A 26,466-nucleotide genomic window follows, 5' to 3' on the forward strand; every position below is an offset into this window, starting at 1 on the left:
ATCCCTTCATGCTTCCGAGGCCCCAGGGCACGCTCATCGTGCTGCCCGCGTTCAACGAGGAGGCCTCGGTCGGAGCGGTGCTGGCGGAGATCCAGCGCGCGATGCCGGGCGTGCCCTGCCTCGTCGTCGACGACGGTTCGACGGATGCCACGGCCGAGCGTGCCGCGGCGGCCGGCGCCACGGTGCTGCGCCTGCCCTACAACCTCGGCGTCGGCGGCGCCATGCGCGCCGGCTTCCGCTACGCCAAGTCGGAGGGGTATCGCACGGTCGTGCAGCTCGACGCCGACGGCCAGCACGACCCGGCCGAGGTGCCCGAGCTGATCGCGGCGCTCGACCACAGCGACATCGCGATCGGCGCCCGGTTCGCGGGCAAGGGCGAGTACGCCGCGCGCGGGCCCCGCCGCTGGGCGATGGTCGTGCTCTCGCGCGTCATCAGCCGCATCAGCCGCACCCGCCTCACCGACACGACGAGCGGCTTCAAGGCCAACGGGCCCCGCGCCATCGCGCTGTTCGCCGAGCACTACCCGGCCGAGTACCTGGGCGACACCGTCGAGGCCCTCGTCATCGCCGCCCGCGCGGGCCTGCGCATCCGCCAGGTGCCCGTCGCGATGCGGCCCCGCCAGGGCGGCGCGCCCTCGCACCATCCGATCAAGGCCGCGGTCTACCTCGTGCGCGCGTTCGTCGCGCTCGGGTTCGCCCTGCTGCGCCCCCGGGTGGTCATCCCCGAGACCGGAGGCAGCCGATGAGCACGGGCACCTACCTCCTCGGCGTCGTCGCGGCGCTCATCGCGTTCGCCGCGGTCGTCGAGCTGCTCCGTCGCCGGCGGCTCCGCGAGCGGCACGCGATCTGGTGGTTCTTCGCCGCGGTCGGCGCGCTGGTCATCGGCTTCTTCCCGAGCCTGCTGACGTGGGCCGCCGACCTGCTGAACGTCGGCGTCCCCTCGAACCTCGTCTTCTTCGTCAGCATCGTGATCCTGTTCCTCGTGAGCCTCCAGCACGCCGGCGAGCTCACCGACCTGGAGGACCGCACGCGAACGCTCGCCGAGGAGGTCGCGCTGCAGCAGGTAAAGTTGGACCGCCTCGAGCGGGCGTCCCGGCCCGACGACGCCGACACCGACTCCCCCGACTGATCGCGGCACCCGCCCACCACCGGGCGCGGCGCCGGAAAGGACATGCCCGTGACTACGATCGCTCCGAGCGCGGACGTCTCAGACGACGCCGTCATCGGCGACGGCAGCAAGGTCTGGCATCTCGCGCAGGTCCGAGAGGGTGCTCGCCTCGGCGAGAACTGCATCGTCGGCCGTGGCGCGTACATCGGCAGCGGCGTCGTCCTGGGCGACAACTGCAAGGTGCAGAACTACGCGCTGGTCTACGAGCCGGCCGAACTCGGGCAGGGCGTGTTCATCGGCCCGGCGGTGGTGCTCACCAACGACACCTATCCGCGGGCGATCAGCCCCGACGGCTCGCTGAAGAGCGCCCACGACTGGACCCCGGTCGGGGTGACCATCCGCGACGGCGCATCGATCGGCGCACGCGCCGTGTGCGTCGCGCCGGTCACGATCGGGCGCTGGGCCACCGTGGCCGCCGGCGCGGTCGTCACGAAGGACGTGCCGGACTTCGCGCTCGTCGCGGGCGTGCCCGCGCGACGCATCCGCTGGGTCGGCCGCGCGGGCGTGCCGCTCGAGCAGCAGGGCGACGCCTGGGTGTGCCCCGAGACCGGCGAACGCTACATCGAAGACGCAGGGATCCTGCGGGAGGAGCAGTCATGAGCGAGTTCATCCCGGCCGCCAAGCCGATCGTCGGCGACGAGGAGCGGGCCGCGGTCGACGCGGTCCTCGCCTCGGGCATGCTGGCGCAGGGCGCCGAGGTCGCCACGTTCGAGCAGGAGTTCTCCGAGGTCCTCCTCGACGGACGCGCCGTCGTCGCCGTCAACTCGGGCACCGCCGGCCAGCACCTCGGCCTGCTGGCCTCGGGCGTGGGTCCGGGCGACGAGGTGATCGTGCCGTCGTTCACCTTCGCCGCGACCGCGAACTCCGTCGCCCTCACCGGCGCGACGCCGGTGTTCGCCGACATCGAGCCGAACCACTTCTGCCTCGACCCCGCCGACGTGGCCGCCAAGGTCACCGAGCGCACGGTCGGCATCATGCCCGTGCACCTCTACGGGCACCCCGCGAACATGACCGCCTTCGAGGAGCTCGCGGCCCAGCGCGGCCTGGCCCTCTACGAGGACGCCGCGCAGGCGCACGGCGCCAGCCTCGGCGGGCGCCGCGTCGGCACGTTCGGCCGCTTCGCGATGTTCAGCCTCTACCCGACGAAGAACATGACGAGCGGCGAGGGCGGCATGGTCTCCACCGACGACGCCGGCGTCGAGCGGATGCTGCGCCTCCTCCGCAACCAGGGCATGGAGAAGCAGTACGAGAACGAGGTCGTCGGCTTCAACGCCCGCATGACCAACATCCACGCCGCCATCGGCCGCGTGCAGCTCACCAAGGTGCTCGGCTGGACCGAGACCCGCCGCCGCAACGCCGCCTTCCTCGACGCCAACCTCGAGGGCGTCGTGACGCCCCCGGTGGCCGAGGGCGCCGAGCACGTCTACCACCAGTACACGATCCGGGTCCCCGAGGACCGCGACGGGTTCGCGACGGCGCTGCGCGAGCAGTACCAGATCGGCTCGGGCGTCTACTACCCGATCCCCAACCACCGCCTGCCCTCGTTCGGCCTCGACCTCGACCTCCCCGAGACCGAGCGGGCCGCGCGCGAGGTGCTGTCGCTGCCGGTCCACCCGTCGCTGTCCGAGGCGGACCTCGAGCGCATCGTCTCGGCCGTGAACGAGCTCGCGAAGGCGGGTGCGTGATGGCGGAACTCCGCATCGGCGTCATCGGCCTCGGCATGATGGGGCGTCACCACGTCCGCGTCACGCGCGAGCTCGAGGGCGTGCGCCTCGTCGCCGTCGCCGACGCGCAGGGCGACCCGCACGGCGTGGCCGGGGGCCTGCCCGTGCTCGAGTCCGTCGCGGCGCTCATCGAGCAGGGCATCGACGCGGCCGTGGTCGCCGTGCCCACCGGCTACCACGAGGCGGTGGCGCTCGAACTGGCGGATGCCGGCGTGCACACGCTCGTCGAGAAGCCGATCGCCAGTGACAGCGCCGCCGGCGAGCGCGTCGCGTCCGCGTTCGAGCGGGCCGGCCTCGTCGGTGCCGTGGGCCACATCGAGCGGTACAACCCGGCACTCCAGGACCTGCGCCGTCGACTCGCCGAGGGCGAGCTCGGCGAGCTGTACCAGATCGCCACGCGACGCCAGGGTCCGTTCCCGGCGCGGATCGCGGACGTCGGCGTCGTCAAGGACCTGGGCACCCACGACATCGACCTCACGGCCTGGCTGGCGCAGTCGGCGTACACGAGCATCGCCGCGCGCACCACGACGCGCAGCGGTCGCCCGCACGAGGACATGGTCTCGGCCACCGGCCAGCTGGCCAACGGCGCGATCACGAACCACCTCGTCAACTGGCTCTCGCCCATGAAGGAGCGCGTGACGGTCGTCACCGGTGAGCGCGGCGCGTTCGTCGCCGACACGGTGAGCGCCGACCTGACCTTCTTCGAGAACGGCACCCAGACCACCGAGTGGGAGTCCGTGGCGGCGTTCCGCGGCGTGTCGGAGGGCTCGATGATCCGCTTCGCACTCGCCAAGCGCGAGCCCCTGCGGTCCGAGCACGAGGCGTTCCGCGATGCCATCCTCGGGAAGTCGTCGGAGACGGTGACCATGCGCGAGGGCCTCACGACCCTCCGCGTCGCCGAGGCGGTCGTCGAGTCCGCGCGCACCGGCCAGTCGCAGTCGCTCGCGGCCGCCTGAGCGATGGCGGACGCGCCCCGGATCCTCATCGCCTCCCGCCTCTTCGCTCCCGAGGTGAGCGCGGGGGCCTTCCGACTCCGTGCGCTCGCGCGGGGTTTCGCGCGGCGAGGCTGCCGCGTGCGGGTGCTCACGACCACCCCGCCGAAGACCGCTCCCGCCCAGCAGGTCGACGAGCCGGGGATCGAGGTCTCGCGCGTACCCGTGCTGCGCGACCGCGGCGGGAACGTGCGCGGCTACGTGCAGTACCTGAGCTACGACATCCCGCTCGTGTTCCGCCTGCTCTTCGCGCGCTACGACCTGGCGGTCGCCGAGGCGCCGCCCACGACGGGGCTCGTCGTGGCCGTGGTGAGCGCACTGCGGCGCAAGCCGTTCGCGTACTACGCGGCCGACGTGTGGACCGACGGCGTGATCTCGATGGGTGCGCCACGGCTCGTGGTGCGGATCATGCGCGCCGTCGAGGGCGCGGTGCTCCGCCGGGCCGCGAGCGTCCTGTCGATCTCGGACGAGGTCACCGACCGGCTGGTCGAGCTCGGCGCGCGCCGCGACCGGATCGCGACCGTGGGCAACGGCGTCGACACCGGGCTCTTCTCACCCGATGGTGCCGCCAAGGAGGACGACGGCCCGTACCTCGTCTACACCGGCACGATGTCGGAGTGGCAGGGCGCCGAGCTGTTCGCCCGGGCGATGCCGGCCGTGCTCGAGCGTCACCCCGACGCCCGGCTGCGCTATTTCGGGCAGGGCGCGTCGGAGCCCGCCATCCGCGGCGAGGCGGCACGGGTCGGCGGTGACCGGATCGTCCTCGGCGGCGTGGTCCCCCCGACGGAGGCGGCCCAGTGGATCCGCGGGGCGGCCGCCGCGCTCGTGAGCATCGTGCCCGGGATCGGCTACGACTTCGCCCGACCCACCAAGACCTACGCGGCCGCCGCGTGCGGAGCGCCGGTGATCTTCGCCGGCACCGGCAGCGGCGCCGCGCTCGTGCGCGACCACGGCCTCGGCGAGGCGGTCGCCTTCACGCCCGAGGCCGCGGCGGAGGCCATGATCCGCGCGATCGACGCGTGGCGCTCCGGCGAGACCGACGCGGGCCGCGCCGCCCGCGCCGACTGGGTGCAGCGCAACGCCTCCCTCGACGCCGTCGGGGGCGCCGCCGCCGACGCGGTCCTGGCCGCGAGCCGGTGAGGCGCGGCATCCGTCGCACCCTCACGGGAAGCGCGGATGCGGTGTCGAGTACGCTTGATCGTCGTCCCGAGAGGAACCCCCACCCCGTGAACACAGACCTGCTCGTCGTCGGATCCGGCTTCTTCGGCCTCACCATCGCCGATCGCGCGGCCCGCGAACTCGGCCTCCGAGTCACCGTCATCGACCGCCGGCCGCACATCGGCGGCAACGCCTACAGCGAGAACGAGCCGCAGACGGGCATCGAGGTGCACCGGTACGGCGCCCACCTCTTCCACACCTCGAACGAGCGCGTGTGGGAGTACGTGAACCGGTTCACGACCTTCACCGACTACGTGCACCGGGTGTACACCCAGCACCGCGGCGAGGTCTTCCCCATGCCCATCAACCTGGGCACGATCAACCAGTTCTTCCGGTCGGCGTACGGGCCGGATGCCGCGCGCGAGCTCATCCGCGAGCAGGCCGGCGAGCTCGCGGGCACCGACCCGCAGAACCTCAACGACAAGGGCATCCAGCTCATCGGACGCCCGCTGTACGAGGCGTTCATCAAGCACTACACCGCCAAGCAGTGGCAGACCGACCCGAGCGAGCTGCCCGCCGAGGTGATCTCCCGACTTCCGGTGCGGTACACCTACGACAACCGCTACTTCAACGACACGTACGAGGGCCTGCCCACCGACGGCTACACGGCGTGGCTCGAGCGCATGGCCGACCACCCGAACATCGACGTGCACCTCGACACCGACTTCTTCGACGAGTCGCAGCCGTTCTCGAAGGGCAACGCGGTCGGGCAGGTGCCCGTCGTCTACACCGGTCCCGTCGACCGCTACTTCGACTACGCCGAGGGCGCCCTGCAGTGGCGCACGCTCGACTTCGAGGAGGAGGTCGTGCCCACGGGCGACTTCCAGGGCACGAGCGTCATGAACTACCCCGACGCCGATGTCCCCTTCACGCGCATCCACGAGTTCCGGCACTTCCACCCGGAGCGCGACTGGTACCCCACCGACCGCACGGTGATCATGCGGGAGTTCTCGCGCTTCGCCGAGCAGGGCGACGAGCCGTACTATCCCGTGAACACCGCCGCCGACCGCGAGCGGCTCCTGAAGTACCGCACCCTCGCCAAGCAGGAGCGCGACGTCCTCTTCGGCGGCCGGCTCGGCACCTACAAGTACCTCGACATGCACATGGCGATCGGTTCCGCCCTGACCATGTTCGACAACCGCCTGCGTCCGTTCCTCGAGGGCTCCGGCCCGCTCGAGTCGGGCGACGGCGAGGCGTGATCGAGGTCCCCGCCCGCAGATGAGCTGGATCGAGGCGTTGCCCGCGATCGCGGTCGCGATCGTGCTGTTCGTGGTCCCCGGTGCGCCGTTCGCGCTGCTGCTGGGACTGCGCGGCGTCGCGTTCCTCGGCGTGGCCGTCGCGGCATCCGTCGGCATCGTCGGCGCCGCGTCGATCGCCGCGCCGCTCGTCGGGCTCGACTGGGGCCTGCTGCCCGTCGGCATCCTGGCGGTCGTCGGCGGCCTCGTCGGGTTCGCCCTGCGTCGCTGGTCGCGTCGCCCGTCGTCGCGGGACGCCGGCGGCTGGTCCGAGCTGCTGCCCGCCGCCGCGGGTCTCGCCGCGGGGGCCGCGCTCATCCTGGCGACGCTGCTGCCCGGCATGGGCTCGCCGCGCAACCCGTCGCAGACCTACGACGCGATCTTCCACCTCAACGCCGTGCGGTGGATCGCCGACACGGGCGACGCCTCGCCCTTCCACATGACGATGACGACGCCCGGCGCCTCGTCGGGCTTCTACCCGACGACGTGGCACGCCTTCGCGGCCCTCGTGATGCCCGCGGCCGGTGCCGATCCGGTCGTCGCCGCGAACTCGCTCGCCGTCGTCGTCGCGGCCGTCGTGTGGCCGGTCGCCTGCGTCTTCCTCGCCCGCATGCTGTTCGGGCCGCGCCCGCTGGTCCTCGCCCTCGCCGGAGCCCTCAGCGCCGGGTTCGCCGCGTTCCCCTACCTGCTCGCCTGGTACGGCGTGCTCTACCCGAACTCCCTGGCGATCGCACTGGTCCCCGTCGCCCTGGGCTCGCTCGTCGGCGCGGTCGGCGGCAGCGCTCCTCGGCTCGTCGGCATCACGCGCCGGACCGATGACGCGGGGCTTCCGCCCACCCGCCTCGATGCCGGGGCATCGCCCCTCGCGTGGGGTGTCGCGACCCTCGTCGCGGTCGTCGCGGCGACGCTCGCGCACCCCAACGCCCTGTTCTCGATCTTCGTGCTCAGCGCGCCGCTCGTCATCGCGGCCGCCGTGCGCGGCGTCCGCACCGCGACGCGCCCGTCCCGACGGGTGCTGATCGTCGCAGCGACGCTCGCGGTGTTCGCCGTGGAGGCGTTCATCTGGTCCCGGTTCCAGACGGGCGACAACGGCTGGCCGTCGGTGCGGCCGTTCTACGTCTCGCTGGCCGAGGCCCTCCGCAACAGCCCGCTCGACATCACCGTCGGCTGGGTGGTCACCCTCCTCGTCGGCATCGGTGTCGTGGGCGGCCTGCTGCTCCGGCGCACGCCGGGCTGGCTCGTGGCCTCGTGGCTGCTCGCCGCGACGCTCTTCGCGTTCGCGAACGGCTGGCCCGAGGGTCCGCTCCGCACGGCCATCACCGGGCTCTGGTACAACGATGCGTTCCGGCTGGCCGCCCTCGGGCCGGTCGTCGCCGTGCCGCTGGCCGTGGTGGGCCTCGTGCTCGCGCTCGACTGGGCCGGCGCCGGCCTCGACCGACTGGCACGACGCCGTGGTGCGGAGCCATCGGCGGCCCTGCGCGCGACCGTGCTGTCGCTCGTCGCCGCGATCGCCGTCGTGGGCACCCAGTTCGGCGCGATCCGGAGCATCGACGGCAACCTCGCGGACGCCTATCGCCTCGATGCCGACAGCCCCTCGGTGAACCCGGACGAGCTGGCCCTGTTCGACGACGTCGCCGAGCTGGTACCCGAGGACGCGGTGATCGCCGGGAATCCGTGGAACGGCAGCGCGCTCGTGTACGCGTTCACGGGCCGTCAGGCGCTGTTCCCGCACGTCGGCGGCGCCTACCCCGAGGCGCACCGCGCGATCGCCGAGGGGCTCGCCGACGGCGCGCCCGAGGCCTGCGCGGCGGCCGCCGAGCTCGGCGTCACCCACGTCATCGACTCCGACGACCGCATGCTGTTCATCGGCGACGCGCGCGCCGAGCTGTACCCCGGCCTGACGGACCTGCCGCGCGACCCCGCCGCCCTCTCGTTGCTGGCCGAGCGGGGCGACGCGAGACTGTACGAGGTGACGGGCTGCTGAGCCGCGTCGCACACACCAAGAGGAGAGCATCACTGTGAAGATCGCCGTCATCGCCCTGGGCAAGATCGGACTGCCGCTGGCCGTGCAGTTCGCCTCGAAGGGCCACGACGTCGTCGGCGTCGACGTGAACCCGCGCACGGTCGAACTCGTCAACGCCGGGATCGAGCCGTTCCCCGGAGAGGCGCACCTCCAGGAGCAGCTCTCGGAGCTGGTGCCCGCCGGCCGCCTCCGCGCGACGACCGACTACGCCGACGCCATCCCCGGCGCTGACGCGGTCGTGCTCGTGGTGCCGCTGTTCGTGGACGCCGAGGCGCGGCCCGACTTCGGCTGGATGGATGCCGCGACCCGCTCGCTCGGCGAGCACCTCGCGCCCGGCACCCTGGTCGCCTACGAGACGACGCTGCCGGTCGGCACGACCCGGGGTCGCTGGAAGCCGATGCTCGAGGAGACCTCGGGCCTCGTCGAGGGCCGCGACTTCCACCTCGTGTTCTCGCCCGAGCGCGTGCTCACGGGCCGCGTCTTCGAGGACCTGCGCAAGTACCCCAAGCTCGTCGGCGGCCTCTCCGAGGCGGGCGCGCAGCGCGCGATCGAGTTCTACGAGGCCGTCCTGGACTTCGACGAGCGCAGCGACCTCCCTCGCCCGAACGGCGTGTGGGACCTCGGTTCCGCCGAGGCGTCGGAGCTCGCGAAGCTCGCCGAGACGACCTACCGCGACGTGAACATCGGACTGGCCAACCAGTTCGCGCGCTTCGCGCAGAAGTCGGGGATCGACGTGTACAAGGTCATCGAGGCGTCCAACTCGCAGCCGTACAGCCACATCCACCAGCCGGGCATCGCGGTCGGCGGGCACTGCATCCCCGTGTACCCGCGGCTCTACCTCTGGAACGATCCCGAGGCGACCGTGGTGCGCGCGGCGCGCGAGGCCAACCTCGACATGCCCGACTACGCCGTCGGCATGCTGGAGGGCGCGATCGGCGAGCTCGCCGGCCTCCGCGTCGTGGTGCTCGGCGCCGCCTACCGCGGCGGCGTGAAGGAGACGGCGTTCTCGGGGGTGTTCGACGCCGTCGCGTCGCTGCAGCGCCGCGGTGCCGAGGTGCTGGTGCACGACCCGCTGTACACCGACGACGAGCTCGCCGGTCTCGGCTTCACGCCCTACCACCTGGGCGACGACATCGACGCGGCCATCGTGCAGGCCGACCACGCCGAGTACCGTTCGCTCGCCCCGGCCGACCTGCCGGGCGTGCGGGCGTTCATCGACGGCCGTCGCGTGAGCACCCCCGAGGCGTGGGGCGACGACGTGGTCTACCGGGTCATCGGCCGGGCCTGATCGGAGCGGATGCCGCGCGGCGCCCGCGTGCGCGCGGATCCGTGGCCCGCGGCATCCGTCACCGCCGCGCCAGCACCGTGGCGATCATGTAGCGCAACGGCGCTTCGCGGGCGCCGAGGTACCGCAGGCGGCGCGGCAGCAGGGCGGCGGGGCTGGCGAACCGCCGGCGCTCGCGCGCCCGCCGGTTGAGATCGTCGTCGGAGACCGCCTCGTCGCCGGCCGCGTCGACGAGCGCGCGCTCGAGGCGGGAGAGCCGCTCCAGCGCGTCCGGGGCGAACGCCGCGAGCGCCGTCGCCAGGACGGAGAGATCACGCCGGTCTTCCGGGGCCCAGGCGTGTCCGCTGCGGTAGAAGAGGGCGCCGAAGACGTTGATGCGCCACATCTTCACGGCCCAGGCCGTCCGGTGCGGCCGCGGCGCCCCGACCAGCCACGGGGCCTCGAGCAGGAGCGGGAGGTAGGCGAGCTCGTCGGCGATCGGCCGCGGCGTGAACGTGACGCGGGTCGGCGCGTCGTCGTGCACGAGGTACGCCGGCGCGCGCCGGGCGAGGCTGATGGCCGCGCCCGACGACCACAGCCGACCGGAGTACTCGAGGTCCTCTCCCACACGCGGTCCGACGGCCATGCGCACGTCCGCGAACCGGGCTCGCGAGACCAGTCCGAGCGGCGCACTGCGGTAGCTCAGGCGATCGGCGACGCCATCGAGGCGCCGCGAGCGCCAGGGCCGGACGGGCGGGGTCGGGATCGTCGCTCCGCCGGCGTGCCGGAGCGGCGGGATGACGACGTCGGCATCGTCACGGTCGGCGACGCGGAGCCAGGCGTCGATCGCCCCGGGCTCCAGCTCGTCATCGGACCCCATCACCGAGGTGAACCGGGCGGTGGCGGCATCCAGGCCGGCGTTGAACGGGCCGGTCGGGCTCGGGATGCCGTCGTGGTGCTCGATGAGTCGCACCCTCGGATCGTCGGCCAGTGCCCCGAGCCGCCCCGCGATCGCCTCGCTCGGAACGTTGTGGCAGACGACCGTGACGCGGACCGCCGCGGACGATCGCAGCACCGAGGCCACGGCCCGGTCGATGGCCCGCGCGGGGTCGTGCACGGCGATGACGACGTCGACGTCCGGCTCAGCCATGGGCGAGCACCGCCTGGCGGTAGGCCGCATCGTAGGCTGCGGCACGGGCCGCGGGACTGACACGCGATCGGAGCGGTGCGGCGATGTCGTCGGCCGAGCGGTCCCGGGCGAGCTCCAGCGAGCGCTCGACGGCATCGGCGTAGGCGATCCCCGTGCGCTCCGCCACGAGGATGCCGTCGGGTTCGGCCACGAAGTCCCGCTGGCCGCCGTTCGCCCCGACGACCACCGGACGGCCGCTGAGGAGCGCCTCGGCGATGGACACGCCGAAGGTCTCGACCGAGGTCGGCAGCAGGAAGAGGTCGGATTCCGCGAGCGCGGCGGCCACGCCCTCGGGCGCCAACCCGCCGGGCAAGTCCACGACGTCGTCGACGCCGAGCCGCCTGGCGAGCGCACCGATCTCGGCGCGGGACGGGCCGTCCCCGATCCACCGGAGTCGCGCATCGCGTCCGCGTCGTCGCAGCTCGGCGACCGCCTCGACGGCGAGATCGGGGCCCTTGCGCGGGATGAGTCCGCCGACTGCGACGAGACGCAGCGGTCCGCCGGCCGGCGGGCGCGGTCGGGGCTGCTCCGGGGCGTCGACGGCATTCGGGATCACCTCGACGGTCCGGCCCAGCCTCGCCTCGAGGTGCTCCGCGAGCGCCGAACTCACGGCCACGACGACGTCCGGCCGCCGCATCAGCCGGAGCGCCGCACCGAGGCCGAGGCGTGCCGGAAGGCCGACCGTGGACGCATCGAGCAGGGCCGACCAGTGCTCGGTGTGCACCCACGGGATCCGCACCCGCAGGGGGGCGAAGGGCAGCAGCGCCGACGGCGACATGGTGTGCACGAGGTCGTAGCGCGCGAGTCCGGCCCGCAGCGCGCGGGAGGCCCGCAGGATGTCGACCGGGTTCGACGTCGACATCGCCAGCCGGCGCACGCCGGGCGCGGCATCCGTCGGCCCCACCGCACCATGCGGATGCAGGTGCAGCACGTCGACCTCATGGGTGCGCCGGAGCAGTTCGACGTCGCGGCGGACGAAGACCCCTGAGGCCGGTGCGGACGCGGACGGGAACCACGTGGTGACGACCAGGACCTTCACCCGAATACGCTAGCACCGGCCCGTCACCGTAGAATCGGGGCCCGTGAAGGTCATCAGCGTCGTCGGCGCGCGCCCCCAGTTCGTCAAGCTCGCCCCGATCGCGCACGCGGCGGCCGCCGCCGGGGTGCAGCACGAGATCGTCCACACCGGGCAGCACTACGACCCCATGCTCTCGGACGTCTTCTTCGCCGACCTCGGGATCCCCGCACCCGACGTGCACCTCGGCGTCGGCTCGGGCAGCCACGGCGTCCAGACGGGCGCGATCCTCGGCGCCCTCGACGCGGTGTTCGAGGAGCACGCGCCCGACTGGGTGCTCGTCTACGGCGACACCAACTCGACGCTCGCCGCGACGCTGAGCGCGGTCAAGCTGCATCTTCCGGTTGCCCACCTCGAGGCCGGGCTGCGTTCCTTCAACCGTCGCATGCCCGAGGAGCACAACCGCGTGCTCACCGACCATGCCGCCGACCTCCTCCTCGCGCCGACGGAGGTGGCCGCGCGTCACCTCGCCGACGAGGGCCTCGCCGCCCGGTCGGTGGTCGTCGGCGACGTGATGACCGACGTCCTGATGCAGGTTCGCGACGCGCAGCAGGGCCGTCCGGTCGAGCTCGTCGACGAGCTCGGCCTCGAGCCGGGCGGCTACTCCGTGGCGACCATCCACCGCGCCGAGAACACCGACGACCCGGCGCGGCTGCGCATGATCGTCGACGCCCTGTCGACCATCGACCACCCGGTGGTGCTGCTCGCGCACCCGCGCGTCATCGCGCGCGCCCAGCAGCACGGGATCGACCTCGACGCCGGCTCGCTCGTCTCGCACGCGCCGCTCGCCTACCCCGACCTCATCAACGCCGTCCTGTCGGCGCGCGGGGTGGTCACCGACTCGGGCGGACTGCAGAAGGAGGCGTTCCTCCTGCGCGTTCCGTGCACGACCGTGCGCACCGAGACCGAGTGGGTAGAGACCGTCGAGCTGGGCTGGAACGTGCTCGCCAACGGCGCCGAGGAGATCCGCGACGCGGTCGGCCGTGCCGCGCCGCAGCCCACGGATGCCGCTCCCTACGGCGACGGGCGGGCGGCCGAGCGCGTCATCGACGAACTGGTACGCCGCGCCCGCTGAGCCGACTCACGCCGAGCGCGCACGCGCGGCCAGCGCGTCGATCGCGCGACGCCACACGGCGACCTGGGTCTCGCTGGACAGCTCCGTGGCGGCCCGGTCGGACGCGGCCTTCCACTCGGCGACGCGCTCGGGCGTGAGCGCGTCGATCTCGCGGGCCAGGTCGTCGGCGTCGAATCCGGCGGTGACGGTGCCGAGTCCGTGCCGCTGCACGACGCCGGCCATCTCCGGGGACGGGCCGACGATGATCCCGAGGCGCGCCTGCACGAAGTCGAACAGCTTGTTGGGCAGCGCCCAGCGGTAGTTGAAGTTGATCGGCGGGAGCACGAACACGCCGACGTCGTACTCGGCGAGCTTCCGGATCAGGTCGGCGTACGGCACGGGCGGGTGCAGTCGGACGCGCTCCGACTGACGGTCGCGGATCTCGGCGATGAGGCCGGGGTCGTTCTCGGTGAGGTATAGGTCGAGCGTCACGGGCCTCGTCGCGCGCTCCACGGCGTCGATCATGAGCGTGATGCTGCGGTTGCGCAGGCCGGCACCGCTGTGCACGAGCCGGATGGGCTCGCCGACCGGCGTCGGCGCCGCGGCGACGTACGGGGCGGCGTTCGTCGCGACCCCCGCGCGGATGCCGAAGACGCGCTCGTACTCGGCGGCGACGCCCTCCCCCACGGTCGTTACGGAGTCGGCGCGACGCACGTAGCGGCGAACGAGCCACGCCATGAGCGGGGCGAAGAAGATCCGCCACCGCAGGTCCTCGTATCGCTGGCGGGGGGTGTACTCGTGCAGGTCGGCGTGGACGCCCCCGCGCGGTCGCAGCCCGATCGCGAGCGGCACGGTGTCGAGGTCGTTGGCGAGCACGACGTCGAAGGTGCGCTCACCGAGCAGCCGTTGCGCCTCGACGACGGCGCGGTTGCCGCGGTACGCCCGCTCGAACCGTCGGAGGACGAGCGCGACCCGGTCGAAGCGCCACGCGGGAGCGTCGGACGGGATGCGCAGGTGCTCGACCACGCCGTCCGGCGCCGCCCCGTACCCGCACGTGGTCACGTCGTAGTCGCGGGTGAATTCGCGAACCTGCTTGAGGACCCGGGCATCGCCGCGGATGTCGGAGAACGAGAGGATCAGCAGCGAGGGCCGGCTCACGAGGGGCTCCCGGCCCCGAGCAGTCGATCGATCGCGGTCTCCCATCCGTGGACCTCGCGTTCCGCCGACACGACCGGCGCGGCGGCGTGCGAGGCGAGCTTCATCCGGCGGACGGCGTCGCCGTCCAGGGCATTGATGGCGCGGGCGAGGGACTCGGCGGTGAAATCGTCGGCGACGACGCCGAGGTCGTGCTCGCGGACGTAGTGCGCCATCTCCTCGGAGGGGCCGACGATGATGCCCAGGCGCGCCTGGATGTAGTCGAAGAGCTTGTTGGGCAGCGCCCAGCGGTAGTTGAAGTTGACCGGCGGCAGCACGAAGACGCCGACGTCGTACTCGTTGAGCGTCGCGATGAGGCGGTCGTAGGGAACCGGGTCGTGCAGCCGGACCCGGGTGCTGTGCTCGGCGTGGCGGCGGATGCGGTCGAGGTAGGCGGGGTCGTTGGGCGTGAGGTAGAGATCGAAGGTCACCTCGCGCCGGGCGAGCTCGACGCCCTCCACCATGGTCATGAGGTTGCGGTTGCCGAGGCCCGCCCCGCTGTGCACGAGACGGATCGGATCGCCGACGGGTCCCGGCTGGAGGTCGGCGTAGGGCGCGGCGTTCGTCACGACCGCGGGCGCGAAGCCGAACTGGCGCTCGTACTCCCGCGCGAGGCCGGCGCCCACCGTGGTCCAGGATGCCGCACGCGCCGCGTAGCGTCGGGCGAGCCATTCGGCGAAGGGGCGGATGCGGCGATTCCATGCGGCGTGCTCCTCGTGCAGCCGCGGCGCGTACTCGTGCAGGTCGGCGTGGACGCGACCGCCGTCGGCGACGCGCAGCGCGAGGGGCACCGCCTCGAGGTCGTTGGCGAGCACCGCGTCGAACCGTCGTCCGGCGAGCGCCTGGCGCACCCACCGCACGGCGGGAAGGCTCCAGAAGGCGCGCCGATACCAGCGCAGGGTGATGAGCCGGCCGTTCAGCGCCGTGACCGAGAGCCCGTCGGGGATCCGGATGTGCTCGACGCCCTCCGGCGCCTCGCCGTACCCGCAGGTGGTGACGGCGTAGCGGTCGCGGAACAGGCGCACCTGCTTCAGCACGCGCGCGTCGCCGGCGATGGGCGAGAACGACAGGATCAGGAGCGCAGGCTTGGTCATCGTCCCTCTCTCATGCACCGGTGCGGTGCTCAATGCGGCCACCCCACGTACCTGAGCAGCCGGCGCAGGTCGGACTCCCGGTCGAGCGCGTGCCGCAGGTCGCGGGTGAGCAGCCGGTCGGCGCGACCCGCGCGGTTGCGGCGCCGGCCCGCTTCCCGGAGCGCGCCGAGTTCCGCGGGCCGTTCGGCGACGAGGAGGTCGAGGATGGCACGGTCGCGCCGCGACATCGGATCGAGCGCGCGCGGCGCGATCGAGAGTCCCGCCTGCGCGAGCGAGCGATAGGCCTCGTGCTCGCCGGGGCCGAGCGAGTCGGCCTCGGCGCGCCGGACCAGCCCGCCCACGAGGTGGATCCTCAGCGTCTTGACGACGAGCGCGTGACGGCGGGAGGGGGGCATGGCGGCCACCCACGGCTCGGCGAAGAGCCCCAGGTACGGGGCGAGCTCGTCCTCCACGTCCATCGGGGCGGTCGTCACCCGCACGGCGGCGTCGGCGCCGATCACGTAGCCCGGGTCGGCGGGGTGGAAGTCGATGCGCTCGGCGAAGTTCCAGAGGCGGGCCGAGAACGGGGCGTCCTCGCCCGAGCGGAGCCCCGGCACGAATTCGAGTCCGAGCCGGTCGACCAGTCGCCGGTCGATGAAGGCGAGCGGCGCCGTGCGGTAGGCGAGGCGGTCCTTCACGGGGTCCAGCCGGCGATGCCGTCCGCGGCGGCTGAGGGGGTTCGCCATCGGCGGGCCGTCCTGATGGCGCAGGGGCAGCACGAGCACCTGCGGGGCGTCGCGTTCGAGGTGGCGGACCGCGGCGTCGACCGCGCCCGGGTCGAACCAGTCGTCGGAGCCCATGACGCTCACGTAGGGCGCTTCCGCACGGGCGAGTCCGTGGTTGAAGGGGCCCGCCGGGCTGCGGATGCCGTCGTGCAGCTCGAGCCACCGCACGTCGGCATCGGCGAACCGCTCGACCGTGGCCGCGAACGCCGACGCCTCGATGTTGTGGCACACGACGGTCACCCGCGCGCGCGCCGGCGCACCGGGCCGGCGGCCCGCTCCGGGCTCGCCCACGATCGAACCGATCGCCCGTCCGACTGGGCGCCGCGCGTCGTGAACGGCGATGACGACCTCCGCGACGGGACCGGCGGCGGTCACTCGCCTGACCTCACGGAGCACACCCGACGATCCTAGCGGAACCGCCCCGCGCAGCCCGGCGCCCGGTCAGCCGATGAGCGTCATGGACTGCCATCCGCTGCCGACCTGGCGCACGGTCAGCCATCCGCCCCGGCCGTTGCCGGGATACAGCCGGAGCACGCCGTCGGAGCTGCGGGCCAGGACGTCGGCCCTGAGGTCGCCGTCGAGGTCGCCGGGGCTGCCCACCCACGTCATGCCCTGCCAGCCGCTGCCGATCACGGTCGGGGCCGCGTACCCGGTCGCGGTGCGCGCGTACAGGCGCATCTCGCCCGCGCTGGTCACCGCGATGAGGTCGGGGCGCCCGTCGCCCGTGAAGTCGCCCGGGCTGAACACCCACCGCATCGTCTCCCAGCCTCCGCCGACGCGGACGCGGGGTTCGAACCCGCCTGCGCCGTTGCCGGGGTAGATCCAGAGGACCCCCGAGCTGTCGCGGGCCATGATGTCCCAATCGCGATCACCGTCGACGTCGCCGCCGCCGAACACCGCCGTGAAGCCGCCCCAGCCGTTGCCGGCCTTCACTCGAGGGGCGAACCCGCCGTTGCCGTCGCTCGCGTGACGCCAGAGGTCGCCCGCGGTGTCGCGCGCGAACACGTCGCGACGCCCATCGCCGTCCCAGTCGCCTCCGCCGAACACGAGGTTCGTGCCACCCCACTCGCCGGGCGCCGTCCGACGCGGCAGCCAACCGCCCGACCCGTTCGACGGGTAGATCCAGGTGCCGACGCCCGAGGCCTGCGCGATGAGGTCGCGCGTGCCGTCGCCCGTGAGGTCGCCCATGCCCGTCGTGAGCGGGACCACCCGGCCGGACTTCGCCCCCGGACCGGCGAGGAGCGCCATCCCGTTCCACCCGTTACCGATGAGCTTGGGTGCGCGCCAGCCTCCCGTGCCGTTGCCGGCATACAGGTAGAGGCCACCGGCGCCGTCGCGCGCCAGGAGGTCGTCGCGTCCGTCGCCGTCGAAGTCCCCGGGCGTGATGATGCTGGTCATCACGTTCCAGCCGGTGCCGACCCGCTGGGCCGGCTTCCATCCGGCACGGCCGTCGCCCGCGTAGAGCCACAGGGCGCCGTCGGCGGCGCGACCGAGCACGTCGGGGTTGCCGTCCCCGTTCACGTCGATGCTGCCGACGAACGTGGTGAACACGTTCCAGCCGATGCCCACCTGCTTCGGCGGCGCGAACGTGCCGTTGCCGTTGTTCATGTGCAGGCGCAGCACGCCGGCCGCATCCCGCGTGAAGAGGTCCTGGTCGCCGTCCGAGTCGAAGTCGCCCGCGGCGAACATCGCGGTGACGTTCTGGAACCCGGTCCCGGCCTCGACGGGGCTCCGGAAGTTCCCGCGGCCGTCGGTCGGGTAGGTCCGCAGGGTCCCGGCCGCGTCGATCGCCATGACGTCGCGGTAGCCGTCACCGGTGACGTCGCCCACGCCGTCGATGAACTTCATGTTGTTCCATCCGCTGCCGACCTGCACGCGCGGTCGCCAGCCACCCGTACCCGACCCGGGGTAGAGGTACATGGCCCCGGCGCCGTCGACGGCGTAGACCATCGGGATCTGGTCGGTGGACAGCGGCGCGGGCGGCGGTGCGGCCGGCGCGCTCGTCGAGCCGAACCAGTCGGTGAAGAGCCTCCAGAAGTTGCGGTTGCCGTAGCTCGAGCACGCGTCGCCCGTGCCGTACAGGTTCGCGAGCGCCGCCGCGTTCGGGCGGTAGGGCGTGTAGATGTACAGGCCCGCCGTCGCCTGGTTCTGGATGTACACCTGCGACGATCCGCACGCCGTGTTCGGGTGCCACAGGATCGTGTTGTACCGACCCGCCTGGTAGGCGCGGATGCCCGGGTTCGCACGGTACTTCCGGAACTGCCAGGCGGCGTTGTACACCTGGTTGAAGAAGCCGTAGTAGTTGGCGTCGCAGTCGGCGGTGTCGGGGCAGCCGTAGCCCGTGGCCGAGCGGTACTGCCGCGACGACGGCGACGAGTCGGTGACGATGCCCTGCTCCTTCTCGAGCAGCACGATCAGCGAGCGCGGGTTGATCCCGCAGGCGCGCGCCACCTTGTAGATGATGAGCGCGGCGGATTCGTTCGCCTGGCCGGCGTACGCGGCGCAGCCCTCGCTGCGGGCGGGCTGGCTCGTCGTGGCCTGCGAGTAGTCCTTCAGGCACACGTAGCCGCTCGCGCAGGTGGGCACGCGGGCGTTCAGGAAGGACTGGATCTGCGCCGCGGTCATCGTCGAGCTGTCGTAGAAGACCTGGTCGCTGATGATCATCCCGGCGTTGAAGTCCTTCGGATCCGCCGCCGCCGCCGCGCTCTGCGCAGGCATCGTCACCTGCGCCGTGAGCGCGCTCGCGATCAGCGCGACCACAACCCCCGCCGTCGTCAACACCGCACGTACCGACGCCATGTCATTCCCCCCGAACCGCCCCTGCACGCAGGGACACGGGCCTCATGGTAAGCGGATGCCGGGGGCCCCGGGGGGTATTCCGGCTCGGCGCGTCGCATCGCGGGCGGCGCGTCCCGTCCGGCGCGAGCGGGCGTCGCGAGCGCGCCGACGGATGCCGCCGGGCGGTTCAGGCGTGGTCGGAACTCGATCCGCGGGCGATGAGGCGCCGGTACGCGCGACGCCGGATCGGCTCGGGGACGAACCGGTAGGTGCCGCGGACGAGGACGTTCCGGAGGTACTGCAGCCGGGTGGTGAAGCCGATGCGACGCAGGGCGCGCTGGAGCTGCATCTCACTGCTCCACTGGGCCCGGCCGCCGCGCCGCGCGTAGGCGCCGTCGCCCACGCGGTACATCAGCAGGGGCTCGGCGAGGTTCCCGACCCGGGCCCCGGCGTGGATCATGCGCGCGAAGAGCCAGTAGTCCTCCATGAGGCCGAGGGGCTGGTATCCCCCGGCGCGCTCGACCGCGCTGCGCCGGTAGACGACCGTCGGGTGACTGAAGGGGTCATGGAAGCGGGCGAACCGCTCGATCTCGGCCTGCTCGGTGCGCGGCACGCGTCGGCCCACGATCGAGCCGTCGTCGTCGAGGAACTCGAGCATGCCGGTGCCCACGAGATCCAGTCCGCCCTCGATGAGCGGCAGCTGCGCCGCGAAGCGCTCCGGGAGCGAGATGTCGTCGGCGTCCATCCGGGCCACGATGTCGTGCTCGCAGCGGGCGAGCCCCTCGGCGAGCGCGTGCGCGAGGCCCGCGTTCTCCTGGATGCGGTGGTGCAGGACGGGGACGGGCGAGTGGGCGATCGCCGTCTCGATCGCGCCCTCCAGCCCGGGGGAGACCGGTCCGTCCTGGACCAGCACGACCTGGGCGGGGCGTCGCGTCTGCGCCTCGACGCTCGAGGTGAACGCCTTGGCGAAGTGCACCGGATGGTCGCCCCGGTACACGGCCATCAGGAGGCTGAACGGTTCGCTCACGGCGCCTCCACCGCCGCGATCGCGTCGGAGGCGCGGCCGAGCCCGGCGAGCGCGTCGGCGTTCGGCCGCGGACGGTAGCGGGTTCCGTCGTGCCATCCGCGACGCCAGCCGTCGGCGAGCACCGACCGGTCGGCCGAGCGCGCGAACGTGCGCACCCACCGCAGCACGCTCGAGCCCCCGTAGAGCAGCTTCTCCCAGCCGGCGAGGCTCCGCGACCGGCGGAACATCCACAGCTTGTTGCGGACCTCGTAGTAGAACCGCGCCCCCGGGTCGGCATCCGTCGAACCCAGGACGCGCGTCTTGTGCACGACGACGGATGCCGGGACGTGCACGCCGCGGCGGCCGCGGAGCGCCCGCGTGGAGTACTCGAAGTCGTCGTTCCAGATGAAGTAGTCCGCGATCGGCAGCCCGATCTCGCGGACCACGTCCGCCCGCAGGAGCATCGAGACGAAGGACGTGCTGCGGATCGGCACGACGCCGCGCTCGGCGGCCGTGCGCCGCTCCCGGCGCGCGGCGAACGGCTTCGGCCGCGGCGTGTTCATCGGGTGCTCGGTGCCGTCGAACCACTCGACGCGCGAGCCCGCGACGACGGCGTCGGTGCCGGACACCCCGGCGAGCAGCTCCCGGAGGGCGGCGGGCTCGGGGACGGTGTCGTCGTCCATCAACCAGATCCAGTCCGGGCGGTGATCGGCGAGGGCGACGGCCATGCCGGCCGCGAAGCCACCGGCCCCGCCGGTGTTCCTCGGCAGTTCGACGAGGTCGACGAGGTCGCCGGCCGCGCGGGCGACGTCGGCCGAGGCATCCGTCGACGCGTTGTCGACGACCACCACGCGCTCGAGCGGCGACTCCTGGGCGGCGAGGGCGGCCAGCACCTCGGCGAGCAGGTCGCGGCGGTTGTAGGCGACGACCACCGCGACGACGCGCGCGGACGCAGGGGTGTGGCTCATTCGCTCTCGTTCTCGGTGGGACGGGACCCATCCATCTTGCCCTGTCCGCACGTCGTCGCCGTCCACAGGGTCGCGGCCGGGGCACGGCGACCGGCCCCGGACGTTACAGTTGACGGGCCGCCGCACGAGCATCCGAGGAGGGGCATGGCCACCACGCTCCGCGTGATCGTCGACCAGTTCGTCGCGCCCGTTCCCGGGCCGACCGGCCGCTACACCGAGGCCCTGACGCGCGCGCTCATCGCGACCGCGCCGCGCGGGTGCGAGGTCGAGGGCGTCGTCTCCAGCTCGCTGCCGAGCGACTACGACCGGATCCTCGAGGCGTTCCCCGGGCTGTCGGGCCTTTACAAGTCGAGCCTCGCGCGTCGCGAGCTCGCGGCGGCCTGGCAGTTCGGCCTGACGACCTCGCCGGGCGGCGGCATGATCCACGCGCCGACGCTGTTCGCGCCGTTGCGCCGCCACGACCGCACGGTCCCGGGCGAGCAGGTGGTGGTGACCGTGCACGACGTCCTCGCCTGGACCAACCCCGAGTCGCTCACGTCGGCGTCGGTGGCCTGGCAGAAGGCGATGCTGAAGCGGGCGCGACGCCACGCGGATGCGGTCGTGGTGCCGACGCACGCCCTCGCCGAGCGCCTGGCCCAGGTCGTCGACCTCGGCGACCGCGTGCGCGTCATCGGCACGGCGCCCCGACCCGGCCTGGAGGTGCCCGGCGACGCCGACGAGGTCGCGCGGCGCTTGGGGCTCCCGGCCGAGTACCTCGCGGTCGAGGGCACCCTCGAGCCGCGCAAGGGCGTGGTCGACGTGCTGCACGCGCTCGGCCGGCCCGGCGTGCCGGAGATCCCCCTCGTCGTGATCGGCCCGCAGACCTGGGGCGAACAGCACCTGGCCACGGTCGCCGAGGAGGCCGGCGTGGCGCCGGCGCGCGTCGTCGCGGTCGAACCCGACGACCCCGCCGAGCACGCGGTCGTGCTCTCGCGCGCGACCGCGGTCGTCGCGCCCAGCCACGACGAGGGCGACGGCACGGCGCTCATCGAGGCGTTCCGCCTCGGCGCTCCCGTGATCCACTCCGACACGCCCGCCTACCTGGAGGTCTCGGCCGATGCCGGCATCGCCGTGCCGGTCGGTGTCGGCGGGGGCTACGTCGAGCGCCTCGCGGCGGCGATCACCGCCGTCGTCGAGCAGCGCGACGTCGCCGAGCGACTCTCGATCGCCGGCACCGACCGGGCGCAGGCGTTCGACTGGCGCGACTCCGCCGAGCGGGTCTGGCAGCTGCACGCCGACTTGTAGCCGCTCGACCTCGAGGCGATCAGCCGGCCTGGGGCGCCGGCGGGGTCGGCTCCGCGGTCGCCGTCGTGATGGCGTCCTGGATGAGCGCGTGCACGAGGTCCCAGTCCGGGTACGCCGGGTCGACCCCGGCGTCGGGCGTGAGCTCGACCGTCGCGACCGGCAGCTCCCGGGTCTTCCCGGCGAGGTCGACGAAGTAGCCGAGCATCGACTGCGGGATGTCGGTCCGGACCGTCTCCGCGCCCGCCTGCGCGACGGCTTGGAACTTCGTGAGCACGTTCGCCGGCGTGAACTGGCGCAGGATCGCCTCCTGCAGCACGCGCTGGCGCTCCATCCGGTCGTAGTCGGTGCCGCTGTACCGGGAGCGCGCGTACCACAGCGCCGTGTAGCCGTTCATCCGCTGCGTCCCGGCCTCGACCCAGCCGTCGACGTTCTGCAGGTACTCGTCGCCGCCGATCGGCAGGCGCTCCTCGACGGTGATCTCGACACCGCCGAGCGCGTCGATGAGCGCCTCGAAGCCCTGCATGTCGATGACGACGAAGTACTGGATGGTGAGGCCGGTGACGCCCTCCGCGGCATCCCGCATGGCCTCGATGCCCGGCGAGCTGTTGCGGCTCGCCGCGTCGGGGTAGAGCTCGGGCGTGACGACCTCGGCCTCGGTGTAGATCGAGTTGAGCAGGCACACGTCGACCAGGCACCCCTGTTCCGTGCCGTACCCGCTCGGATAGGCCGACGCCATCGGGGAGTCCGCCGGGAAGTGCACGTCCTCGAGGTTGCGCGGCAGGCCGATGAGCACGGCCTGCCCGGTCTGCGCGTCGATCGAGGCCACGGTCATGCTGTCGGGACGCGTGCCCTCGCGGTCCGGCCCGGTGTCGGCACCGAGCAGCAGGATGTTGTACCGCCCGTCGACGGGCGGCTCGCTGGGGCCGGCCGCGAAGACCGTCGACAGGAAGCCGCTCGCCGTCGTGGCAAGGTAGGCGCCGTACGCGGCGCCGCCGGAGGCGACGACGAGGACCACGGCGGCGAGCGCGGCGATCGGCGCCCGCGCCGACGGCTGCGCCTTGACCAGGCGGACGAGCCGCAGCGTGTCGAGCGTGAGCACCAGCCACAGCACGGCGTAGAAGACCAGTCCGAGCGCGATGATCCAGAGCGCGATGCTGTTCGATGCGATCGTGTACACCACGGTGGGCGCCGCGAACCACGTGATGATCGCCGCGAGCACCAGGACCCACAGCGCGAGCGTCGCGCCGAGGCCGAATCGGCCGAGCCGGCGGTCGCCGGCGAGCACCTGTGCCGAACCGGGGATGAGGATGTTCATCCCCACGAGCCACCAGCCGCGCCGCGTCATGAGCGGGCGCGACCCGGTGTCGGGGTGCCGGATGGGACTGGCGGCGAGGGTCATCGGCTGGACTTCAGGCGTTCGTTCTTCTGCTCGACGAGCGCGGCGAGCGAGGCGGCGTAGTCGGCGAGGGCGTCGCGCAGGGCGTCGTCGGACGTGGCGAGGATCTTCACCGCGATGAGTCCGGCGTTCTTGGCGCCGCCGATCGAGACCGTCGCGACGGGCACGCCGGCGGGCATCTGCACGATCGACAGCAGCGAGTCGAGTCCGTCGAGCCGGGAGAGCGGCACGGGCACGCCGACGACCGGCAGGGTCGTGACCGACGCGAGCATGCCCGGCAGGTGGGCGGCGCCGCCCGCGCCCGCGATGATGACCCGGATGCCGCGACCGGCCGCCTCCTTGCCGTAGGCGATCATCTTCTCGGGCGTGCGGTGCGCCGAGACGACCTCGACCTCGTGGGCGACGCCGAACTCGTCGAGGAGCTCCGAGGCCTCGCGCATGACGTTCCAGTCGGAGTCGGAACCCATGACGACGCCGACGAGGGGTGCGGGGGAATTGCCTGCGATCACCCGTCGATAGTAGGGCCGCCGGCTGGGTGATTCCGTGAGCCCGCCCGCGGGTCTAGTCCTGCAGCGCCGCCGCAGCCGCCCGCGCCTCGTAGACCGCCTCGTCGAGGTCGGGCCCGATCGCGGTGACGTGGCCCACCTTGCGGCCCGGCCGTGGCGCCTTGCCGTAGTTGTGCACCTTCACGGTCGGGTGACCGGCGAGCGCGTCGGCGTAGCGGTCGGTCAGCGTGCCCTCGGCGGGCCCGCCGAGGAGGTTCACCATCACGGCCCACTCGTCGTGGCATCCGGTGCCGCCGAGCGGCAGGTCGAGCACCGCGCGGAGGTGCTGCTCGAACTGGCTCGTCGTGGCACCGTCCATGGTCCAGTGCCCGGAGTTGTGCGGACGCATGGCGAGCTCGTTGACGAGCACGCGGTCGTCGACGGTCTCGAACATCTCCACGGCGAGCACGCCCGTCACGCCCACGCCCTCGGCGACGGCGATGGCGACATCGGCGGCGACATCGGCGAGCCGGCCCGCGGAGCGCGGCGCCGGCGCGATGACCTCGCTGCACACCCCGCCGACCTGGACCGTCTCGACGAGCGGCCAGGCGACGACCTCGCCCGAGGGGCGGCGGGCGACGAGCTGCGCGAGCTCGCGCCGGAAGTCGACGAGCTCCTCGACGAGGAGGGCGCCGTCGCGGCCGTCCTCGCCGACGGTGGCGAACCACTCCGCCACCTCGGCCGCGCCTCGCACGACGCGGACGCCCTTGCCGTCGTAGCCGCCGCGCGGCGTCTTCACGACCGCGGCGCCGCCGTGCTCGGCGATGAACGCGTCGAGTTCGTCGGGCGTCGACACGCGCGCCCACTCGGGCACCGGCAGCCCGAGCTCGGCGAGCCGCTCGCGCATGAGCAGCTTGTCCTGCGCGAAGCGGAGGGCGTCGGGACCGGGGTGGACGGCGACGCCGGCGTCGACGAGGGTCCGCAGCACGTGCTGCGGCACGTGCTCGTGGTCGAAGGTGACCACGTCGACCTCGCGCGCGAACGCGAGCACGGTGTCGGGGTCGGTGTAGTCGCCGACGCGCTCGGCGGCCAGCGATGCGGCCATGCCCTCGCCCTCGGCGAGGACCCGGAGCTCGACCCCGAGCTCGATCGCCGCGGGGATCATCATGCGGGCGAGCTGCCCCGCGCCGATCACTCCGACTCGCACCCGTGCACGCTCCTCCCCGCGGCGCCCCGTGCACCGCGACACCCCATCCTATGGCGGCCCGGCCGTAGGATTCAGGGATGCCAGCGACGTTCCGCGACCTCGCGTCCCGGGCGTGGAACGGGTTCCTCGCCTACCTCGTGAAGTTCGGCGTCGTCGGCCTCATCGGCCTCGTGATCGACGTGGCGCTGTTCAACGCGCTCCGCCTGGGCGTGCTCGGCGAGGGCACGTGGGTGCAGTCGGCGATCGGCGCGAAGACCGTCTCGACCTCCGTGGCGATCGTGTTCAACTGGCTGGGCAACCGCTACTGGACCTTCCGCCGCCACCGGCGCCGCCACGCGCTCCGCGAGTTCGCGGAGTACGCGGTCGTGTCGGTCGGCGGCATGGCGATCGCGCTGCTGTGCCTGTGGATCAGCCACCACCTGCTCGGATTCACCAGCCTGCTCGCCGACAACATCGCCACGAACGTCGTCGGGCTCGCGCTCGGCACCGCGTTCCGCTTCCTGCTCTACCGCTACTGGGTGTTCGGCCACCACCGCGCCGACGGCCTGTCGAACCTGGCGCGCGTCGAGGAGGCGCAGCGCGCCCTGTTCGAGGAGCCGCCGCTCGAGCCCGCCCCCGAGGTCGGCGGCGGCGACCCTGCTCCCGGGTGGGGCGGGGCGGATACCGCTACTCGGCCGCCGCCTGGAACCACGGCGGATACACGGCGACCCGGGTCTTCGACCCCACCGCCTGCAGCGCGGCCCTGACCCGGTCGCGCACGCGGTCGTTGGCCACGGCGACGAGGGCGATCCGCTCGAGCGGCACGGCGCCGTGCACGAGGACCTCGGCGGCGCGCAGTCCCGCGCCGTCGTCGGCGAGCGTCAGGCGCACGAGGGTCCGCTCGGCCTCGGCCCAGGTGGCGGCGAACGAGCCGCCCCCGACCGCGGCATCCGTCTCGGACACCACGACATGCCCGGGCGCCTGCAGCCGGGCACCCGCGGCCGCACCGACGGACGTGACGAGGATCACGTGATCGGCGATGGGGTGGCCGACCGCCTCGGCGTTCAGCCGGGGGTCGGGCGTCCCGGTGCGGATGGACTCCCACACGTGGGCGTCGGTGCTGACCAGGAAGGGCACGTACTCCGCCACCCGGGCGCCGGACTCGCCGACCGAGGCGGACCGGCGGAACGCGCGCGCCGCGGGCGCGGCGAGGTCGACCGCGGGTTCGGCCGGCGGGTCGCCCGCGTCGGCGAGCAGCGCGCCGGCACCGAGGATGCGGCCGAGGTTGTCGATGTGGGTCACGTGGAAGAGACGGGTCGCGGCGGCGTCGACCGGGGCCTCGGCGCCGGCGCTCGACCCGCGCGCGGCA

At 73.1% G+C, this 26,466-nt stretch carries 24 protein-coding genes; 12 read left to right on the forward strand and 12 right to left on the reverse strand.

Annotation, left to right across the window (positions count from 1 at the left end; all coding sequences use genetic code 11):
• Nucleotides 1-8 precede the first annotated feature (8 nt).
• The 9 genes from AVP42_RS14105 (at nt 9) to AVP42_RS14145 (ending at nt 9,648) form a co-directional block, all read left to right on the forward strand.
• The gene (locus AVP42_RS14105; RefSeq protein ID WP_067950135.1) at nt 9-746 is read left to right on the forward strand and encodes a glycosyltransferase family 2 protein; all 738 of its coding nucleotides are present in this window, start codon (nt 9-11) and stop codon (nt 744-746) included.
• The gene (locus tag AVP42_RS14110; RefSeq protein WP_067950137.1) at nt 743-1,129 is read left to right on the forward strand and encodes a DUF2304 domain-containing protein; all 387 of its coding nucleotides are present in this window, start codon (nt 743-745) and stop codon (nt 1,127-1,129) included. The genes AVP42_RS14105 and AVP42_RS14110 overlap by 4 nt, the downstream gene beginning before the upstream one ends.
• Before the next feature lie 42 nt (nt 1,130-1,171).
• Nucleotides 1,172-1,768 carry an acyltransferase gene (locus AVP42_RS14115; protein ID WP_067950139.1) on the forward strand — a complete coding sequence of 199 codons (597 nt, stop codon included), beginning with the start codon at nt 1,172-1,174 and terminating at the stop codon, nt 1,766-1,768.
• The gene (locus AVP42_RS14120; protein WP_067950141.1) at nt 1,765-2,853 is read left to right on the forward strand and encodes a DegT/DnrJ/EryC1/StrS aminotransferase family protein; all 1,089 of its coding nucleotides are present in this window, start codon (nt 1,765-1,767) and stop codon (nt 2,851-2,853) included. Before AVP42_RS14115 ends, AVP42_RS14120 begins: the two co-directional genes overlap by 4 nt.
• Nucleotides 2,853-3,848, forward strand: a complete 996-nt coding sequence (locus AVP42_RS14125) for a Gfo/Idh/MocA family protein (RefSeq protein ID WP_067950143.1) — start codon at nt 2,853-2,855, stop codon at nt 3,846-3,848. The genes AVP42_RS14120 and AVP42_RS14125 overlap by 1 nt, the downstream gene beginning before the upstream one ends.
• A 3-nt stretch (nt 3,849-3,851) precedes the next feature.
• Nucleotides 3,852-5,024 carry a glycosyltransferase family 4 protein gene (locus AVP42_RS14130; protein ID WP_067950145.1) on the forward strand — a complete coding sequence of 391 codons (1,173 nt, stop codon included), beginning with the start codon at nt 3,852-3,854 and terminating at the stop codon, nt 5,022-5,024.
• A gap of 86 nt (nt 5,025-5,110) precedes the next feature.
• Complete coding sequence (glf, locus tag AVP42_RS14135) at nt 5,111-6,301, forward strand: UDP-galactopyranose mutase (protein WP_067950146.1); 1,191 nt, start codon at nt 5,111-5,113, stop codon at nt 6,299-6,301.
• A 19-nt stretch (nt 6,302-6,320) separates the two neighbouring features.
• The gene (locus AVP42_RS14140; protein ID WP_067950149.1) at nt 6,321-8,321 is read left to right on the forward strand and encodes a DUF6541 family protein; all 2,001 of its coding nucleotides are present in this window, start codon (nt 6,321-6,323) and stop codon (nt 8,319-8,321) included.
• Between the two features lie 34 nt (nt 8,322-8,355).
• Nucleotides 8,356-9,648, forward strand: a complete 1,293-nt coding sequence (locus AVP42_RS14145; protein ID WP_067950151.1) for a nucleotide sugar dehydrogenase — start codon at nt 8,356-8,358, stop codon at nt 9,646-9,648.
• A gap of 58 nt (nt 9,649-9,706) precedes the next feature.
• Here AVP42_RS14145 and AVP42_RS14150 read toward each other — a convergent pair whose 3' ends face one another.
• Complete coding sequence (locus AVP42_RS14150) at nt 9,707-10,774, reverse strand: glycosyltransferase family A protein (protein WP_067950153.1); 1,068 nt, start codon at nt 10,772-10,774, stop codon at nt 9,707-9,709.
• A complete protein-coding gene (locus tag AVP42_RS14155) occupies nt 10,767-11,852 on the reverse strand; it encodes a glycosyltransferase family 4 protein (RefSeq protein WP_067950155.1) in 1,086 nt (361 codons plus the stop codon). Before AVP42_RS14155 ends, AVP42_RS14150 begins: the two co-directional genes overlap by 8 nt.
• A gap of 43 nt (nt 11,853-11,895) precedes the next feature.
• Between AVP42_RS14155 and wecB the strand changes: the two genes are divergently transcribed.
• Nucleotides 11,896-12,963 (forward strand): non-hydrolyzing UDP-N-acetylglucosamine 2-epimerase, encoded by a 1,068-nt coding sequence (gene wecB, locus AVP42_RS14160; RefSeq protein WP_067950158.1) that lies wholly within the window; start codon nt 11,896-11,898, stop codon nt 12,961-12,963.
• Between the two features lie 6 nt (nt 12,964-12,969).
• Here the strand turns inward: wecB and AVP42_RS14165 are convergent, their stop codons facing one another.
• The 6 genes from AVP42_RS14165 to AVP42_RS14190 all read right to left on the reverse strand — a co-directional run bounded on the left by AVP42_RS14165 (nt 12,970) and on the right by AVP42_RS14190 (nt 20,746).
• Entirely contained in the window at nt 12,970-14,100 is a 1,131-nt protein-coding gene (locus AVP42_RS14165) for a glycosyltransferase (protein ID WP_067950160.1), read from the reverse strand.
• The gene (locus AVP42_RS14170; protein WP_067950162.1) at nt 14,097-15,230 is read right to left on the reverse strand and encodes a hypothetical protein; all 1,134 of its coding nucleotides are present in this window, start codon (nt 15,228-15,230) and stop codon (nt 14,097-14,099) included. The genes AVP42_RS14165 and AVP42_RS14170 overlap by 4 nt, the downstream gene beginning before the upstream one ends.
• 29 nt (nt 15,231-15,259) lie before the next feature.
• Nucleotides 15,260-16,369, reverse strand: a complete 1,110-nt coding sequence (locus AVP42_RS14175) for a glycosyltransferase (protein ID WP_067950164.1) — start codon at nt 16,367-16,369, stop codon at nt 15,260-15,262.
• A gap of 66 nt (nt 16,370-16,435) precedes the next feature.
• The gene (locus tag AVP42_RS14180) at nt 16,436-18,712 is read right to left on the reverse strand and encodes a VCBS repeat-containing protein (protein WP_197467034.1); all 2,277 of its coding nucleotides are present in this window, start codon (nt 18,710-18,712) and stop codon (nt 16,436-16,438) included.
• Nucleotides 18,713-18,959: 247 nt separating this feature from the next.
• Nucleotides 18,960-19,799 carry a glycosyltransferase gene (locus tag AVP42_RS14185; protein WP_231878644.1) on the reverse strand — a complete coding sequence of 280 codons (840 nt, stop codon included), beginning with the start codon at nt 19,797-19,799 and terminating at the stop codon, nt 18,960-18,962.
• A complete protein-coding gene (locus tag AVP42_RS14190; protein WP_067950168.1) occupies nt 19,796-20,746 on the reverse strand; it encodes a glycosyltransferase in 951 nt (316 codons plus the stop codon). Before AVP42_RS14190 ends, AVP42_RS14185 begins: the two co-directional genes overlap by 4 nt.
• 144 nt (nt 20,747-20,890) lie before the next feature.
• Between AVP42_RS14190 and AVP42_RS14195 the strand changes: the two genes are divergently transcribed.
• The gene (locus AVP42_RS14195) at nt 20,891-22,030 is read left to right on the forward strand and encodes a glycosyltransferase (RefSeq protein WP_067950170.1); all 1,140 of its coding nucleotides are present in this window, start codon (nt 20,891-20,893) and stop codon (nt 22,028-22,030) included.
• 19 nt (nt 22,031-22,049) lie between these two features.
• Here AVP42_RS14195 and AVP42_RS14200 read toward each other — a convergent pair whose 3' ends face one another.
• The 3 genes from AVP42_RS14200 to AVP42_RS14210 all read right to left on the reverse strand — a co-directional run bounded on the left by AVP42_RS14200 (nt 22,050) and on the right by AVP42_RS14210 (nt 25,079).
• On the reverse strand, nt 22,050-23,429 hold the full coding sequence (locus AVP42_RS14200; protein ID WP_067950172.1) for an LCP family protein: 1,380 nt from the start codon (nt 23,427-23,429) through the stop codon (nt 22,050-22,052).
• A complete protein-coding gene (gene purE, locus AVP42_RS14205) occupies nt 23,426-23,893 on the reverse strand; it encodes a 5-(carboxyamino)imidazole ribonucleotide mutase (protein WP_067950182.1) in 468 nt (155 codons plus the stop codon). The genes AVP42_RS14200 and purE overlap by 4 nt, the downstream gene beginning before the upstream one ends.
• 94 nt (nt 23,894-23,987) lie before the next feature.
• Nucleotides 23,988-25,079 carry a 5-(carboxyamino)imidazole ribonucleotide synthase gene (locus tag AVP42_RS14210; protein WP_231878645.1) on the reverse strand — a complete coding sequence of 364 codons (1,092 nt, stop codon included), beginning with the start codon at nt 25,077-25,079 and terminating at the stop codon, nt 23,988-23,990.
• A 116-nt stretch (nt 25,080-25,195) separates the two neighbouring features.
• On the opposite strand from AVP42_RS14210, the gene AVP42_RS14215 reads away from it, so the two are divergent.
• A complete protein-coding gene (locus AVP42_RS14215; protein ID WP_157356857.1) occupies nt 25,196-25,864 on the forward strand; it encodes a GtrA family protein in 669 nt (222 codons plus the stop codon).
• Here AVP42_RS14215 and AVP42_RS14220 read toward each other — a convergent pair.
• The coding region (locus AVP42_RS14220; protein WP_067950175.1) for a DarT ssDNA thymidine ADP-ribosyltransferase family protein at nt 25,785-26,466 on the reverse strand (682 nt) is incomplete at its 5' end. The genes AVP42_RS14215 and AVP42_RS14220 overlap by 80 nt on opposite strands.

The sequence above is a fragment of the Agromyces sp. NDB4Y10 genome, from assembly GCF_001620055.1.
Taxonomy (GTDB): Bacteria; Actinomycetota; Actinomycetes; order Actinomycetales; family Microbacteriaceae; genus Agromyces; species Agromyces indicus.